This window comes from Rhodococcus sp. M8 (assembly GCF_015654185.1).
In the GTDB taxonomy this organism is placed as follows: Bacteria; Actinomycetota; Actinomycetes; order Mycobacteriales; family Mycobacteriaceae; genus Rhodococcus; species Rhodococcus aetherivorans.
This window is the reverse complement of the sequence record NZ_CP064065.1, coordinates 5,275,665-5,287,692: the sequence shown is the minus strand read 5'-3', so window position 1 is coordinate 5,287,692 and position 12,028 is coordinate 5,275,665. Positions and strand designations below refer to the sequence as shown.

At 70.4% G+C, this 12,028-nt stretch carries 16 protein-coding genes and 1 tRNA gene; 5 read left to right on the top strand and 12 right to left on the bottom strand.

The features are described from left to right. The first annotated feature begins 192 nt into the window (after window positions 1–192). A tRNA-Arg gene (locus ISO16_RS24085) sits at window positions 193–265 on the top strand. Between the two features lie 100 nt (window positions 266–365). Here ISO16_RS24085 and ISO16_RS24080 read toward each other — a convergent pair. The 4 genes from ISO16_RS24080 to ISO16_RS24070 all read right to left on the bottom strand — a co-directional run bounded on the left by ISO16_RS24080 (window position 366) and on the right by ISO16_RS24070 (window position 2,509). After that, the gene (locus ISO16_RS24080; protein ID WP_230304429.1) at window positions 366–872 is read right to left on the bottom strand and encodes a nitroreductase family deazaflavin-dependent oxidoreductase; all 507 of its coding nucleotides are present in this window, start codon (window positions 870–872) and stop codon (window positions 366–368) included. A gap of 16 nt (window positions 873–888) precedes the next feature. Further along, window positions 889–1,344: a hypothetical protein gene (locus ISO16_RS28815; protein WP_230304428.1), complete on the bottom strand. Its 456-nt coding sequence runs from the start codon at window positions 1,342–1,344 to the stop codon at window positions 889–891. A gap of 155 nt (window positions 1,345–1,499) precedes the next feature. Beyond that, on the bottom strand, window positions 1,500–1,643 hold the full coding sequence (locus ISO16_RS28810) for a hypothetical protein (RefSeq protein ID WP_230304427.1): 144 nt from the start codon (window positions 1,641–1,643) through the stop codon (window positions 1,500–1,502). 122 nt (window positions 1,644–1,765) lie between these two features. Next, window positions 1,766–2,509, bottom strand: a complete 744-nt coding sequence (locus ISO16_RS24070) for a Clp protease N-terminal domain-containing protein (protein WP_072634545.1) — start codon at window positions 2,507–2,509, stop codon at window positions 1,766–1,768. A gap of 98 nt (window positions 2,510–2,607) precedes the next feature. On the opposite strand from ISO16_RS24070, the gene rpe reads away from it, so the two are divergent. Beyond that, complete coding sequence (gene rpe, locus ISO16_RS24065) at window positions 2,608–3,339, top strand: ribulose-phosphate 3-epimerase (RefSeq protein WP_206003398.1); 732 nt, start codon at window positions 2,608–2,610, stop codon at window positions 3,337–3,339. An 87-nt stretch (window positions 3,340–3,426) separates the two neighbouring features. On the opposite strand, the gene ISO16_RS24060 is transcribed toward rpe, so the two are convergent. The 4 genes from ISO16_RS24060 to ISO16_RS24045 form a co-directional block, all read right to left on the bottom strand. Beyond that, entirely contained in the window at window positions 3,427–3,825 is a 399-nt protein-coding gene (locus tag ISO16_RS24060) for a DUF302 domain-containing protein (RefSeq protein WP_006930271.1), read from the bottom strand. Window positions 3,826–3,850: 25 nt separating this feature from the next. Next, the gene (locus ISO16_RS24055; protein WP_037201469.1) at window positions 3,851–4,135 is read right to left on the bottom strand and encodes a metal-sensitive transcriptional regulator; all 285 of its coding nucleotides are present in this window, start codon (window positions 4,133–4,135) and stop codon (window positions 3,851–3,853) included. A gap of 115 nt (window positions 4,136–4,250) precedes the next feature. Continuing rightward, window positions 4,251–4,610, bottom strand: coding sequence for a rhodanese-like domain-containing protein (locus tag ISO16_RS24050; protein ID WP_006930269.1), 360 nt, complete (start codon window positions 4,608–4,610; stop codon window positions 4,251–4,253). After that, a complete protein-coding gene (locus tag ISO16_RS24045; protein ID WP_006930266.1) occupies window positions 4,607–4,921 on the bottom strand; it encodes a rhodanese-like domain-containing protein in 315 nt (104 codons plus the stop codon). Before ISO16_RS24045 ends, ISO16_RS24050 begins: the two co-directional genes overlap by 4 nt. 199 nt (window positions 4,922–5,120) lie before the next feature. Here ISO16_RS24045 and ISO16_RS24040 point away from each other — a divergent pair, with 199 nt between their 5' ends. The 3 genes from ISO16_RS24040 to ISO16_RS24030 all read left to right on the top strand — a co-directional run bounded on the left by ISO16_RS24040 (window position 5,121) and on the right by ISO16_RS24030 (window position 7,788). Next, window positions 5,121–6,416 carry a lactate 2-monooxygenase gene (locus tag ISO16_RS24040; RefSeq protein ID WP_006930265.1) on the top strand — a complete coding sequence of 432 codons (1,296 nt, stop codon included), beginning with the start codon at window positions 5,121–5,123 and terminating at the stop codon, window positions 6,414–6,416. Between the two features lie 17 nt (window positions 6,417–6,433). Then, complete coding sequence (locus tag ISO16_RS24035; protein WP_037201466.1) at window positions 6,434–7,180, top strand: amidohydrolase family protein; 747 nt, start codon at window positions 6,434–6,436, stop codon at window positions 7,178–7,180. A gap of 149 nt (window positions 7,181–7,329) precedes the next feature. After that, window positions 7,330–7,788, top strand: a complete 459-nt coding sequence (locus ISO16_RS24030; RefSeq protein ID WP_043797747.1) for a hypothetical protein — start codon at window positions 7,330–7,332, stop codon at window positions 7,786–7,788. Between the two features lie 12 nt (window positions 7,789–7,800). Here the strand turns inward: ISO16_RS24030 and ISO16_RS24025 are convergent, their stop codons facing one another. From ISO16_RS24025 to ISO16_RS24010, 4 genes are all read right to left on the bottom strand, one after another. Continuing rightward, window positions 7,801–8,130, bottom strand: a complete 330-nt coding sequence (locus tag ISO16_RS24025; protein ID WP_029541928.1) for a YnfA family protein — start codon at window positions 8,128–8,130, stop codon at window positions 7,801–7,803. Between the two features lie 67 nt (window positions 8,131–8,197). Further along, window positions 8,198–8,965 (bottom strand): methanethiol S-methyltransferase, encoded by a 768-nt coding sequence (gene mddA, locus ISO16_RS24020; protein ID WP_006930258.1) that lies wholly within the window; start codon window positions 8,963–8,965, stop codon window positions 8,198–8,200. Window positions 8,966–9,099: 134 nt separating this feature from the next. Then, the gene (locus tag ISO16_RS24015) at window positions 9,100–11,361 is read right to left on the bottom strand and encodes an ATP-dependent DNA ligase (RefSeq protein ID WP_072634543.1); all 2,262 of its coding nucleotides are present in this window, start codon (window positions 11,359–11,361) and stop codon (window positions 9,100–9,102) included. A 216-nt stretch (window positions 11,362–11,577) separates the two neighbouring features. Continuing rightward, entirely contained in the window at window positions 11,578–12,009 is a 432-nt protein-coding gene (locus tag ISO16_RS24010; RefSeq protein ID WP_006930253.1) for a type II toxin-antitoxin system Rv0910 family toxin, read from the bottom strand. Between the last annotated feature and the right edge of the window lie 19 nt (window positions 12,010–12,028).

Below are 12,028 nucleotides of genomic sequence, written 5' to 3'. Positions count from 1 at the left end.
AGCTTCCGCACCCCGGCCCCTGCTGTCCGCCTCGCACGCCTCCGACCAGGCCTGGACCGTCACGTGGATCGCCGTCGGCGCGGCGGCGGCGCTCGCCGTGCCGCTGGTTCCGCGACCGTTTCACACCGGCGCCGCGATCCCGGCTACACTCACACCGCGCATCGAATCGGCACCGCCGGTCCACCGCGCGCCGCCCTCGTAGCTCAGGGGATAGAGCACGGCTCTCCTAAAGCCGGTGTCGCAGGTTCGAATCCTGCCGGGGGCACAAGAGACCGCTGGTCGAGCTCACCCGCAGCCGCTCTCTACGGACCGCCGCTCGCGGGGAGCGGGCGAACCAGCGCGATGCCCCTGGTCCAGCCGCTCGATCAGTCCGCCTGCACGCCAGGGGCGATGTCCAGCCGTAGATACGACTCGACGCCGAACAGTCGGTGCATCCTCCTCGATGCCGACGACAGATGCGGTTCCGCCTCCGCCGCCGGCACGATCACGGGAGCGACGGCGTCGTAGCGCACGCCCTCGCGCTCGAGGACGCAGCCCCCGCCCGCCAGAACGTTGCGGCACCAGTCGACGTCGGTGCCGTAGGGCAGATGGATGAAAAACGACTGTCCGGATCGTTCCGCCCACACCGGGGTCACGTATGGCCTTCCGGACGTGCGACCCACGTGATGCACCGCTGTGACCGTCTTCCCACCCCTCTTCAAGATCACCGGGTTGAAGACGACCTTGTTGTACCTGCGTAGGGCAGTCAATGCCGGCTTCCAGCGCGAGCGCCACACGACGACACGGATCACCGTGAAGACCGTATCGACGACGAGCACGACGCCGCCGAACACCCACTCTGCCAGTCGCCGGAGCGTTGCCTTTTCGGTCACGGGTCCGCCCTCTCGCTCAGGAGGAATCTCGACCCGGATCGCTGCGTGGCGGCGAGCGGTCCACGGCACCCGGCCCGTCCTCGGAGTTCGCCCACCGGAGGAACCTCGCCGCGAGGTCGGCACGGATCTCTGCGAGAAAATCGCCGTCCCGAGCGTGATCCAACTGCTCGACAGTGTCCAGTTCAGCCCGTACCGTCGCGGCCTCGTCGCCCCGAAGGCTCGCGATCCACCGTTCCGCCGGGCCGGGCGGTGCGGGAACCGGACGGGGTACCACCACGTACTTCTCGAATACGTTCCGGAACCGCTCCCAGCATTGCTGTTCCTGCTGCAGAAGGAACCACGGCCATTCGACGATCCGGCCCTGGAGGCACACCTTCTTCGAGGGACCGTACTCGAGCGGATTCCACTGCGGCGGACGCATGAACACGACCTGCAGGTCCACACCGTCCTGATCGCTTCCGGGCGTGCTCATCAGCGAAATGGTATGCAGGTTCCTACCGTCTCCGGGACACCGGTATCGGATCGTCGGCGCTCTTTGGCACGGCGCATGGTAACCTGCCGGCGATATCGCCGCGCCGTTCACAATCCAGCCGACGGACAGGTCGTCCTGGCCGTGCTCGAAGGACATCAGCGCGGTTTAGGAAAATCGACCCGACGCCCCACCCAGACACCGCGACGACAGAGCGACGGCGTCTTCGTGTAGTCCTCGATCACGAAATGCGGCCCGGCTTCCGAACGTTCCCGGGACTTCTCGACGAGCGGGTAGGTCATCGTTCCCCTCTCGGCTGCCTCGACTCAACGGTAGATCGAGGAGCGGACCGGGGAGGCGGTTTCGCCCTGCGGGATGAGGCCCTCTCAGCGACGAGTCGGCTGGACAGCGGATCGCTGCCTGCTCATTCCGCGTGTCCACGCTCCGCGTGTGCGGCCTGCTCCGCCGCCACGGCCGCGGCGACGTGCGCTTCGGCGGCCGTCTTGTCCACGCCGAGACCGATGAGGACGCCGTTTCCGTCCTCGTATTCGAGGAGGGCGAGGAGGATGTGCTCGGTGCCGATGTAGTTGTGCCCGAGACGAAGTGCCTGCCGGAACGTCAGCTCCAGGGCCTTGCGCGCACGCGCGTCGTAGGGGATCAGGTCGGGCACGTCCCCGGACGCCGGCGGGAGCTTCTCCACCACGGCGCGACGGACCGCGTCCGGCGAGACGTCCTGCGCGACGAGCGCGCGGACCGCGAGGGAGTCGGGCTCGCTCAGCAGACCGAGGACGAGATGTTCGCAGGTGATCTCGGCGTTGCCGGCCGCCCGGGCCTCGTTCTGTGATGCCATGACGACGTTACGGGCGCGTTCGGTGAATCGGCTGAATCCTTGTTCGGGATCGAGATCGGCAGAACCCTTGGGCACGAAGCGCTTCTGGGCCGCCTGCTTGGAGACGCCCATGCTGCGCCCGATGTCGGTCCAGGACGCGCCGGAGCGGCGGGCCTGGTCGACGAAGTGGCCGATCAGATGGTCGGCGACCTCCCCGAGATGCTCGGCGGCGAGGACCGCGTCGGTCAGTTGTTCCAGGGCGTCGGTATGCACCTTCTTGATGGCATCGATGAGGTCGTCGAGCCGGACGGGATTGCTCATGGGTACCGGGTTCGTCATTCGTCAACCATAGGTTGACGCGCTCATGGTCGTCAATGCCCGGTTGACGATCGATCCGGTGCGCCTCGCCGGCACCGCGAGGCGGGTACTGTCGTCGCATGGACCCCGACGTCCGCGCTGGTCACCGGGCCGATCGCCACTCGCGGCGCGAGCCGATGATCGCGCCCAGCCTGGCCTCGGGCGACCTGGCGCGCCTGGCCGACGAGGCGCGGGCCGTGGCCGGTGGATCCGATCGGGGCGCGGACTGGCTGCACGTCGACGTGATGGACGGACACTTCGTCCCCAACATCACCTTCGGGGTGCCGGTCGTGCGATCCCTCGCCCGGCACACCCCGCTGCCGCTCGACTGCCACCTGATGATCGAGGATCCCGACCGGTGGGCGGTCGACTACGCGGAGGCGGGCGCGCACAACGTCTCCGTGCACGTCGAGGCCGTCCGCGAACCGGTCGCTCTCGCCGGCCGCCTGCGCGACGCCGGCGCCCGCGCCGGTCTCGCGCTCGCGCCGCAGATCCCGCTCGAGCCGCACATCGACACGCTCGCGCACTTCGACACGCTCCTGGTGATGAGCGTGCCTCCGGGATTCAACGGCCAACGGTTCATCCCCGAGATGCTCGACAAGGTGCGCGCGGCGCGACGCCTGGTCGACGCGGGGGAGCTCGACGTGCTCATCGAGGTCGACGGCGGGGTGAACCTCGACACCATCGGGGCTGCCGCGGCGGCCGGCGCCGACTGCTTCGTGGCCGGCACGGCCGTCTACGGCACGGACGACCCGGCCCGCGCCGTGCGCCTGCTGCGCGAGAAGGCCCGGGCGGCGTACGGGAGACCGTGACAAGCGGGAGACAGGGACGAATCGGAGACAGGGACGAACGAGAACGGGCGCCGAGAGACATCTCGGCGCCCGTTCTCGAGTGACGGCTCAGCTCCCCAGCGCGTCGATCGCTGCCTGCAACCGCCGGGCGGCCTCGTCGGCGACGGGCTGCAGCCCGGGATCCTCGGCCACCTGCACCATCAGTTGCGGGTTCATGGCCTCGACGTGCACCAGGCCGGCGTCCTCCGGATCGCGCCGGACGACGACGTTGCACGGCAACAGCAGCCCGATCTGCCGATTGACCGATACGGCCTGGTGTGCGAGCGGCGGGTTGCACGCCCCGAGGATGACGTACGGCTCCATGTCGACGTCGATCTTGGTCTTCAGGGTGGCCTGCATGTCGATCTCGGTGAGCACCCCGAAGCCCTGGTCCTTCAGCGCCTCGCGGGTGCGCTCGACGGTGTCGCCGAGCGGGGCGCGCAGCGTGGTGGCGAGAGCGAGTGTCATGCTGCTCCTTCGTGGTTCGCTGTTGTCAGGCGAGCGCGAGGAAGAGCTTCTCGAGTTCCTCCTCGGTCAGCTTGTCGACGCAGGTGTCGTCCTGCTCGTCGAGGACACACTGCCGCAACCGGGTGGCGACGATCTTGAATCCGGCCCGGTCGAGGGCGCGCGAGACCGCGGCGAGCTGGGTGACCACCTCGCGGCATTCGCGCCCGTTCTCGATCATGGAGATCACGCCGGCGAGCTGGCCCTGTGCGCGGCGCAGCCGGTTGAGCACCTGGGTGGTGGATTCTGCGGCATTCACGGTGTTAACTGTCATGGTCGGCCCCTTCATACTGAAGATGAACCCATCATACCCGGTGGGGTATTCCCGTGCCCACATTCCGGCTCGGCGCCGATTCCCGGACCTCGGGCGGGTGGACCCGGCGATTCCTTCAGCGGCGACCGCCCTTGACCACCCGCTCGCCGGCCCGCTCCCAGGCGATCATGCCGCCGCGCAGCGAGGCGACGGGCGCCTGCGCCGCCGGGGCGAACATCCGCGCGGCGCTCGCGGAGCGCATGCCCGAGTGGCACACGAACACCACCGGCCGGTTGCGCACGATCCGCGCCGCCTTCGTCGGAACCTGGGAGAGTTCGCAGTGCTGCGCGACGGGCGCGTGCCCGGACCGGTACTCGGCGGCGGAGCGCACGTCGACGAGGACCGCCCCGCCGTCCAGCAACTCGCGCGCCCGGCCGACGCCGACGGACTCGTAGGGCTTGGCGAAGCGCGCCTTGATCTTCTCGAGCAGGCTCATCGGGTTCCGCCCTGTTCGGCCGGGTGACCGGCGCGCAGCCAGCCCTTGGTGCCGCCGGCGACCGAGACCGCGGACCGCCCCGACGCGGACACGATGTCCGCGCCGCGCAGGCTGCGATTGCCGGAGGCGCAGATGACGTAGACGAGGTCGGTCCCCGGGATCTCGGCGAGACGGGAAGCGAGTTCGCCGAGCGGGATCCACTGGGCACCGGGCACGTGCGCCTGCTCGTATTCGTAGTCCTCGCGCACGTCCACGACGGTCGCGCCGGACTTCCACTCGTCGGCGAATGCAGCGATGTCGATTTCCCTCATTGTCCACTCCTCGGCCCACACCGGTGGGCATCGTGCCGTCGTTCGAGGTTCATACCCCATGGGGTACTACATACCCTATGGGGTATATCGGAATCTGTCCACCGTCTCCGCCGGACGACCGGCGCTTCGGCCCGGCGCGTGGGCGCTTCCGTGTAGCGTCCGAGACGATCCCGCCCGACGCACCAGTGAGGAATCGCCGATGAGCGACGGACCCGTGGCGCCGCAGCCCGGCGCGGGCCGTGCCCGCCAGAACGTCATCTACCGGGCAGGAGTGCTCGGGCGCACCCCCGCGGTGCCGACCGACTTCGCCGGCCTGGAACGCCTGGCGCGACGGAAGACGAGCCGGCGCGGCTGGGCATACATCGCCGGGGGCGCCGGCGAGGGCGCGACGATGCGCGCCAACCGCGAGGCCTTCGACCGCTGGAAGATCGTCCCCCGCGTGCTGCGCGACGTCTCCCGCCGGGACCTGAGCGTCGAGCTGTTCGGCCGCACCCTGCCCGCCCCGGTCCTGCTGGCGCCGGTCGGCGCCGCCGAGCTCGCGCACCCCGACGCCGACGTCGCGATCGCCGGCGCGGCGGCCGAACTCGGCGTGCCCTACATCTTCTCCAACCAGGGCTGCGCCCCGATGGAGGAGAGCGCCGCGGCGATGGGAGACTCCCCGCGCTGGTTCCAGTTGTACTGGAGCAGCGACGACGACCTCGTCGACAGCCTGCTCGCCCGCGCGAAGACGATCGGCGCGGACGCCGTGGTCGTCACCCTGGACACCACCCTGCTGGGCTGGCGGCCCCAGGACCTCAACCTCGGATCCTTGCCGTTCGCCCGCGGCGAGGGCATCGCCCAGTACACCTCGGACCCGACGTTCGTGCGCATCGTCCGCGAGCGCATCGCGGCCGCCGCCGGCGCACGACCCGAGGTGGAGGTGACCCTCGGCGCGATCAGGACACTGCTCTCGATGAGCCGGCGCTACCCCGGCCGCCTCCTCGACAACCTCCGCTCCCCCGAGCCCCGGGCCGCCGTCGAGACCTTCCTCGACATCTACTCCCGGCCCTCCCTGACGTGGACGGAGATCGAGTCGCTGCGCGAACGCACCGATCTTCCCGTGCTGCTCAAGGGCATCCTCCATCCGGACGACGCCCGGCGCGCCCTCGACGCCGGGGCCGACGGCATCATCGTCTCCAACCACGGCGGCCGCCAGGTGGACGGCGCGATCGCCTCGCTCGACGCCCTGGTCGGCATCGCACCCGCCGTCGACGGCCGGGTACCGGTGCTGCTCGACAGCGGAATCCGCACCGGATCGGACGTGTTCAAGGCGCTCGCCCTCGGCGCCGACGCGGTCACCGTCGGCCGCCCGCACCTGTACGGGCTGGCGGTGGGCGGCCGCGAGGGGGCCCGCGACGCCGTCGCGAACATCATCGCCGAGTTCGATCTGACGCTCGGGCTCAGCGGGCTGACGTCGGTGAAGGAGATCACCGCGGACGCGCTCACGCGCACGTGACCGACGGGCGACGCGTGATGCCGATCTTCGACGCCCACTTCCATATCGTCGACCCCCGCTTCCCCGTGACCCCGAACGAGGGATACGTGCCGCCGGCCTTCACGGTCGCCGACTATCTCGAGCGGGTCCGCGGGCTCGGCGTCACGGGTGGCGCCGTCGTGTCCGGCTCCTTCCACGGCTTCGATCAGGGCTACCTGCTGGACGCGCTGGCCCTCCTCGGCCCCCGCTTCGTGGGCGTCACCCAACTGCCGGCGACCGTGACCGATACCGAGATCGCCCGGCTCGACGAGGCCGGCGTGCGCGGGATCCGGTTCAACCTGCGCCGCGGCGGTTCGGAATCCGCCGCCCACCTCGACTCGCTCGCGCGGCGGGTCCACGACGTCGCCGGCTGGCACACCGAGTTGTACGTCGACGCCCGCGAACTGCCCGCGCTCACCGGGACCGTCGCCGCCCTGCCCGCGGTGAGCATCGACCATCTGGGCCTGTCCGCGGCCGGACTGCCGCACCTGCTGGACCTGGTCGACCGCGGGGTCCGGGTCAAGGCGACCGGGTTCGGCCGCGCCGACTTCGACGTCGCCGCCGTTCTGCGCGCCGTCGCCGACCGGAACCCGCACGCCCTGATGTTCGGCACCGACCTGCCGTCCACCCGGGCGCCGCGGCCGTTCACCGACACGGACGTCGCAGTGGTCACCGATGCACTGGGCCCGGACCTCGCCGCGCGGGCGCTGCACGACAATGCCGCGCAGTTCTACCGCGTGCGTTGACATCCCCGGCAAGCAAGATCTCCGAAACGTCGTATGCTCCGCCGTTCGCGATCTAGACTCGGGGGCGTCATTCGGTGCGCGGGGCGCGCCGCCGGCGGGGCGCGGCGGTCGGCACCCGGACGTGACATTCCGATCACAGGAGCATCAGCATGAGCGCCGCCCGAACCACCCGAGCAATCCTCGCCACCGCCGCACCGATCGCGGCCGCCGTCCTGTTCGCCGGCAGCGCCGGCGCCGCACCGCCCCAATCCCTCGGCACGGCACTGACCTTCGGGTGCCTCAACCAGGGCAGCCTGGCCTCGATCACGGCGGTCACCGCGCAGGCCGGCCCGGAGGCGAACCCTGCGATCGCCCCCGGTCACGTACTGTTCTCCACCGCACCGGGAATGGGCCCCATGCCCGCTGCGGGGCAGGTGTCGGTCGCATGGCTCAATCAGAGCACCGGCCAGGCGGGGATCGTCGACCTCGAGGGGACGTACCCGAACCTGGCGAAGGTGGTGAACACCGGCCCGGGCACCGTGCTCACCACCGTATTCGGCTCGGTGAACCTGAGCAGCGGCCCGATCTGCAATTCGACACCGGCCGCGGGGACGGTGACCGTCGGCTGACGGTGCCGGAGTTCAGCGCGGGCTGTACATGATCAGCGCCACGCCGAGCAGGCACACCAGGGCGCCGGCCACATCCCACCGGTCGGGGCGGAAGCCGTCGACGATCATCGCCCACACGAGCGATCCGGCGACGAACACTCCGCCGTAGGCGGCGAGGATGCGACCGAAATTCGCATCCGGCTGCAGCGTTGCCACCATTCCGTACCCGCCGAGCGCAATCACACCGGCGCCCACCCAGATCCAGCCGCGCTGTTCCCGGATTCCCTGCCACACGAGCCAGGCACCGCCGATCTCGAACAGGGCCGCGACGACGAACAGGACGAGGGACTTCGCGATGCTCACGCGAAGTACCCTACGGCGCTGCACGGCTCCGGTGCGGGTGCCCGCACCGGAGCCGGCCGGAACATGATCAGGTTCGGCTCGCCGCGCGCGGGCGGGGCACCAGCCGGGGCACGCGGGCACTGTAGTCGCGGTACCGGTCGCCGAACGTGTCGGTCAGATCGTGTTCCTCGAACCGCAGCGCGACGAGGATGTATCCGGTGGTGACCGCGGCGAACAGCAGGTGGCCCACGCTCATCGTCGGCGCCACCCAGAACGCGATCAGGAAGCCGAGATACAACGGGTGACGCACCACGCGGTACAGCATCGGGGTGCGGAATACGACTTCGGCCGGGGGTTTTCCGGCGAAGTTCCGCAGCACCTGCCGCAGGCCGAACAGGTCGAAATGGTCGATCGCGAACGTCGATGCGAGCACGAGGCCCCATCCTGCGAAGGACACCGCATAGAGCACCACGCGCACCGGTGTCGCGTCCACGTCCCAGATCTCCTGTGGCAGTGGATGCCACTGCCACATCACCAGCGCCAGGGCGGCGGTGGCGAACAGGACGAACGTGGAGCGTTCGATCGGCTGTGGGACGATGCGGGTCCATCGGTCCTTGAACCAGGGCCGGGCCATGACCGAATGCTGAACGGCGAACACGGACAACAGGGCCAGGTTCACCATCACGGCGACGACGATCGGCGTCTGCGGCCCCTCGTCGATGGTGCGGGGCACCACGAGACCTTCGACCCACCCGATCGAGTACAGGAACACCGCGAAGAACACGGCGTAGGCGGCCGCGCCGTACGCGGTCATCAGGGTGCGGCCGAGGCGGCCCCTGTCGGTCGTCTGCAACATCGTCGAACCTTCCCTCCTCCGGGCGCGCCGGCCCGTGCCACAGTCGGCGGATGTGCCGTGTGACCACGGTGCGCCGACGCGCCGGAGGACGACAGGCACCCCGGGGTGAGGTTTTCGGCACCCGGGGCGGGCGGTCATCCGCTGCCGCGGACCACGTCCTGCGGATCGATGTCGTCGCGCAACCCGCGCCAGCTCGGATGCCAGAGCTTGCCGGCGTCGGTCCACTCCCGGAACCGCACCTCCCCCACCAGCTTCGGGCTCACCCACACCGCGTCCCGCGCGTCCTCGCGCGGGACGTCGCCGGCGAAGGGGGTGGTGCGGCGCCGCAGACCCGCCATGGCGGCCGACAGTTCGGCGAGCTGGGGTTCGTCGAAGCCGGTGCCGACGCGGCCGACGTACTCCAGCCCGGCCTCACCCTGCACGCCGACCAGCAGCGAGCCGAAGGTGCCGGCGCGGGCCCCCTTGCCGAGGCGCCAGCCCCCGATGACGACGTCCTGGGTGAGCCAGTTCTTCGACTTCACCCAGTCGGGGCTGCGCCGACCCGGCACGTACACCGAGTTCCGCCGCTTGGCCACCACCCCCTCCCAGCCCCGCCGGGTGCTCTCCTCCAGCGCTTCGGATCCGTTGCCGTGCAACAGTTCCGGAACGACCAGGCCGTCGGCCGCGGCGGCGAGCGCGTCGAGCACGCGCCGCCGGTCGGAATACGGCTTGCGGTACAGGGTCACCCCGTCGAGGAAGAGGACGTCGAACACGAAGTACTGCGGGGTGCCCCCGGTCCGCAGCTGCCGGAAGCTTGTGACACCGAGGGTGTCGCACGCGACCACCTCGCCGTCGAGGACCACCTCGTGCCCGTCGAGGATGCGGGTGAGATCGGCGAGAGCGGGGTAGTCGCCGGTGATGTCGCGGCCGGAACGCGAATGCAGCCGCAGCTGCCCGTTCTCGATCTCGGCGACGGCGCGGTAGCCGTCCCACTTGCCCTCGAATGCCCATTCGTCGGCGTCGAGATCGGTCACCTCACCCGGTGTCGCGAGCATGGGCTCGAGGTCGCGCGGGAAGCTCGTCGGCGGGCCCGGCGGCGCGCTCTGGTCCTTCATGCGGTGCGCGAGCCACTGGTTGCCGGCCGTGCGGATCAGCGCGTACCGGCCCTGCACCCGCGCGCCGTGCAGGCGCACGATCACCTCGTCGTCGCGCCATTTCTCGGTGTCGTAGGTGCCGGTGTCCCAGATCGTCATGCCGCCGGCGCCGTACTCCCCCTTGGGGATCACGCCGTGGAAGGTGAGGTACTCGAGCGGATGGTCCTCGGTGCGCACCGCGAGGTTGTTGCGGCCGGGATCGTCCGGAAGGTTCTTCGGCACCGCCCACGACGCGAGCACCCCGTTGCGCTCGAGCCTCAGGTCGTAGTGCAGGCGGCGGGCGTGGTGCTCCTGGATGACGAAGGAATTGCCCGGTCCGGATCCCACGGTGGCGGGGACGGGTTCGGGGGTGCGGGACGGGTCGCGCTTGTGCCGGTACTCGGTCAGGGCGTCGGACTCGGGCAGCGGCGGGTCGAGCGCGGCGAGCGGGTCGGGTCCGGCCTCGAGGCGCGCGAGCACCTCGTCGAACCGCAACTGGCGCAACCCGGGGTCGTCGAGTTCGTCCCAGGTGCGGGGCGCGGCGACCCACGGCTGCTCCCGGCCGCGCAGGGAATACGGCGCGATGGTCGTCTTGGCCTGGTTGTTCTGGCTCCAGTCGAGGAACACCCGGCCACCGCGCACGGCCTTGGCCATGGTGGCGGTGACCAGGTCGGGATGCAGCGTCTCGAGGTTGATCGCCACCTGCTTCGCCACCGTCGACGCCCCGCCCGGCGCGAGCTCGCGGTCGAGCGGCACATACAGGTGTATCCCCTTGCTGCCGCTGGTGACCGGGTAGGCGGGCCAGCCGAGCCCGCCGACCATGTCGCGCACCAGGCGGGCAACCTCGGCGCACTGCGCCAGCGTGACCCCTTCCCCCGGGTCGAGGTCGAACACGATCCGCGTCGCGGGACCCGGGACGGACCCCGAGAACCGCCACTGCGGCACGTGCAGCTCGAGTGCCGCCTGCTGCCCCAGCCAGGCCAGCGACGCCACGGAGTCGAAGACCGGATACGTCACCGACCGCTGCTTGTGGTGAACAGTCTTGCGGGTGAGCCACTTCGGCGCGTGGGAGGCGAGGTTCTTCTCGAAGAACGACTCGCCGCCGACACCCTCGGGCCAGCGTTTGCGGGTGCCGGGCCGGCCCGCGACGTGAGGTAGCAGCACCGGGGCGACGGCGACGTAGTAGTCGACCACGTCGGCCTTCGTCGTGCCCGTGCTCGGGTACAGCACCTTGTCGAGGTTCGTCAGGTTCAGACGACGGCCTTCGAACGTGCGGGTCGTCATCGCCTCATTCTGCCGAGCGCGGCCCGCGGGCGCGCACTTCTCGCGCCGGTCCCCGGCGTGTCGCCCGCGCGGAGGGCGCTCTCGGTGCTGCGCTCACGAGCACCTTCGGCGCTGGGACACATGAGCGCCTTCGGCGCTGCGCTCATGGGCACCTTCGGTGCTGCGCTTACGAGCACCTTCGGTGCTGGGACCCATGAGCGCCTTCGGCGCTGCGGCTCAGCTGTAGAGTTCGGCGAACCGGCGCAGCGAGGCCTCGATGTCGCCGTGCAGGGCCCGCGCGACGCCGGAGCCGATCGGCCCGAACAGCGGTGCCCCGCCGAGGTCGATGTTCAGGCTGAGCACGGAGCCGATCCCGGCGGCCCGGACGGTCATCCGCAGCTTGAACCGGGTGCCGCCCTTGCCGGAACCGTGGAGCACGAGGTGGTGCGGCGAGTCGATCTCCCGGACGGTCCACGCGACCCGGTTGCGCATGCCCTTGACCGAGACGACGGACTCGGCGGTGGTGCCGACGACGAGTTCGCTCGGCAGGTCGCTGCGCCACCCGTCGTGGATGGTCAGCCATTCGTCGAATCCGTGCAGGTCCGACGCCCGCACCCAGGTCACGTGCGGTTCGAGCGGAAGGTCGGTCGATACCTCGAGTTTGGCCATGCCCCGCAGCGTAGACGCC

What these genes read in the sequence shown, in the direction of transcription:
- ISO16_RS28815 (WP_230304428.1), bottom strand. Translation starts at nt 1,344, where the DNA reads ATGAGCACGCCCGGAAGCGATCAGGACGGTGTGGACCTGCAGGTCGTG.
- ISO16_RS28810 (WP_230304427.1), bottom strand. Translation starts at nt 1,643, where the DNA reads ATGACCTACCCGCTCGTCGAGAAGTCCCGGGAACGTTCGGAAGCCGGG.
- ISO16_RS24070 (WP_072634545.1), bottom strand. Translation starts at nt 2,509, where the DNA reads ATGACGAACCCGGTACCCATGAGCAATCCCGTCCGGCTCGACGACCTC.
- rpe (WP_206003398.1), top strand. Translation starts at nt 2,608, where the DNA reads ATGGACCCCGACGTCCGCGCTGGTCACCGGGCCGATCGCCACTCGCGG.
- ISO16_RS24060 (WP_006930271.1), bottom strand. Translation starts at nt 3,825, where the DNA reads ATGACACTCGCTCTCGCCACCACGCTGCGCGCCCCGCTCGGCGACACC.
- ISO16_RS24055 (WP_037201469.1), bottom strand. Translation starts at nt 4,135, where the DNA reads ATGACAGTTAACACCGTGAATGCCGCAGAATCCACCACCCAGGTGCTC.
- ISO16_RS24050 (WP_006930269.1), bottom strand. Translation starts at nt 4,610, where the DNA reads ATGAGCCTGCTCGAGAAGATCAAGGCGCGCTTCGCCAAGCCCTACGAG.
- ISO16_RS24045 (WP_006930266.1), bottom strand. Translation starts at nt 4,921, where the DNA reads ATGAGGGAAATCGACATCGCTGCATTCGCCGACGAGTGGAAGTCCGGC.
- ISO16_RS24040 (WP_006930265.1), top strand. Translation starts at nt 5,121, where the DNA reads ATGAGCGACGGACCCGTGGCGCCGCAGCCCGGCGCGGGCCGTGCCCGC.
- ISO16_RS24035 (WP_037201466.1), top strand. Translation starts at nt 6,434, where the DNA reads ATGCCGATCTTCGACGCCCACTTCCATATCGTCGACCCCCGCTTCCCC.
- ISO16_RS24030 (WP_043797747.1), top strand. Translation starts at nt 7,330, where the DNA reads ATGAGCGCCGCCCGAACCACCCGAGCAATCCTCGCCACCGCCGCACCG.
- mddA (WP_006930258.1), bottom strand. Translation starts at nt 8,965, where the DNA reads ATGTTGCAGACGACCGACAGGGGCCGCCTCGGCCGCACCCTGATGACC.
- ISO16_RS24015 (WP_072634543.1), bottom strand. Translation starts at nt 11,361, where the DNA reads ATGACGACCCGCACGTTCGAAGGCCGTCGTCTGAACCTGACGAACCTC.
- ISO16_RS24010 (WP_006930253.1), bottom strand. Translation starts at nt 12,009, where the DNA reads ATGGCCAAACTCGAGGTATCGACCGACCTTCCGCTCGAACCGCACGTG.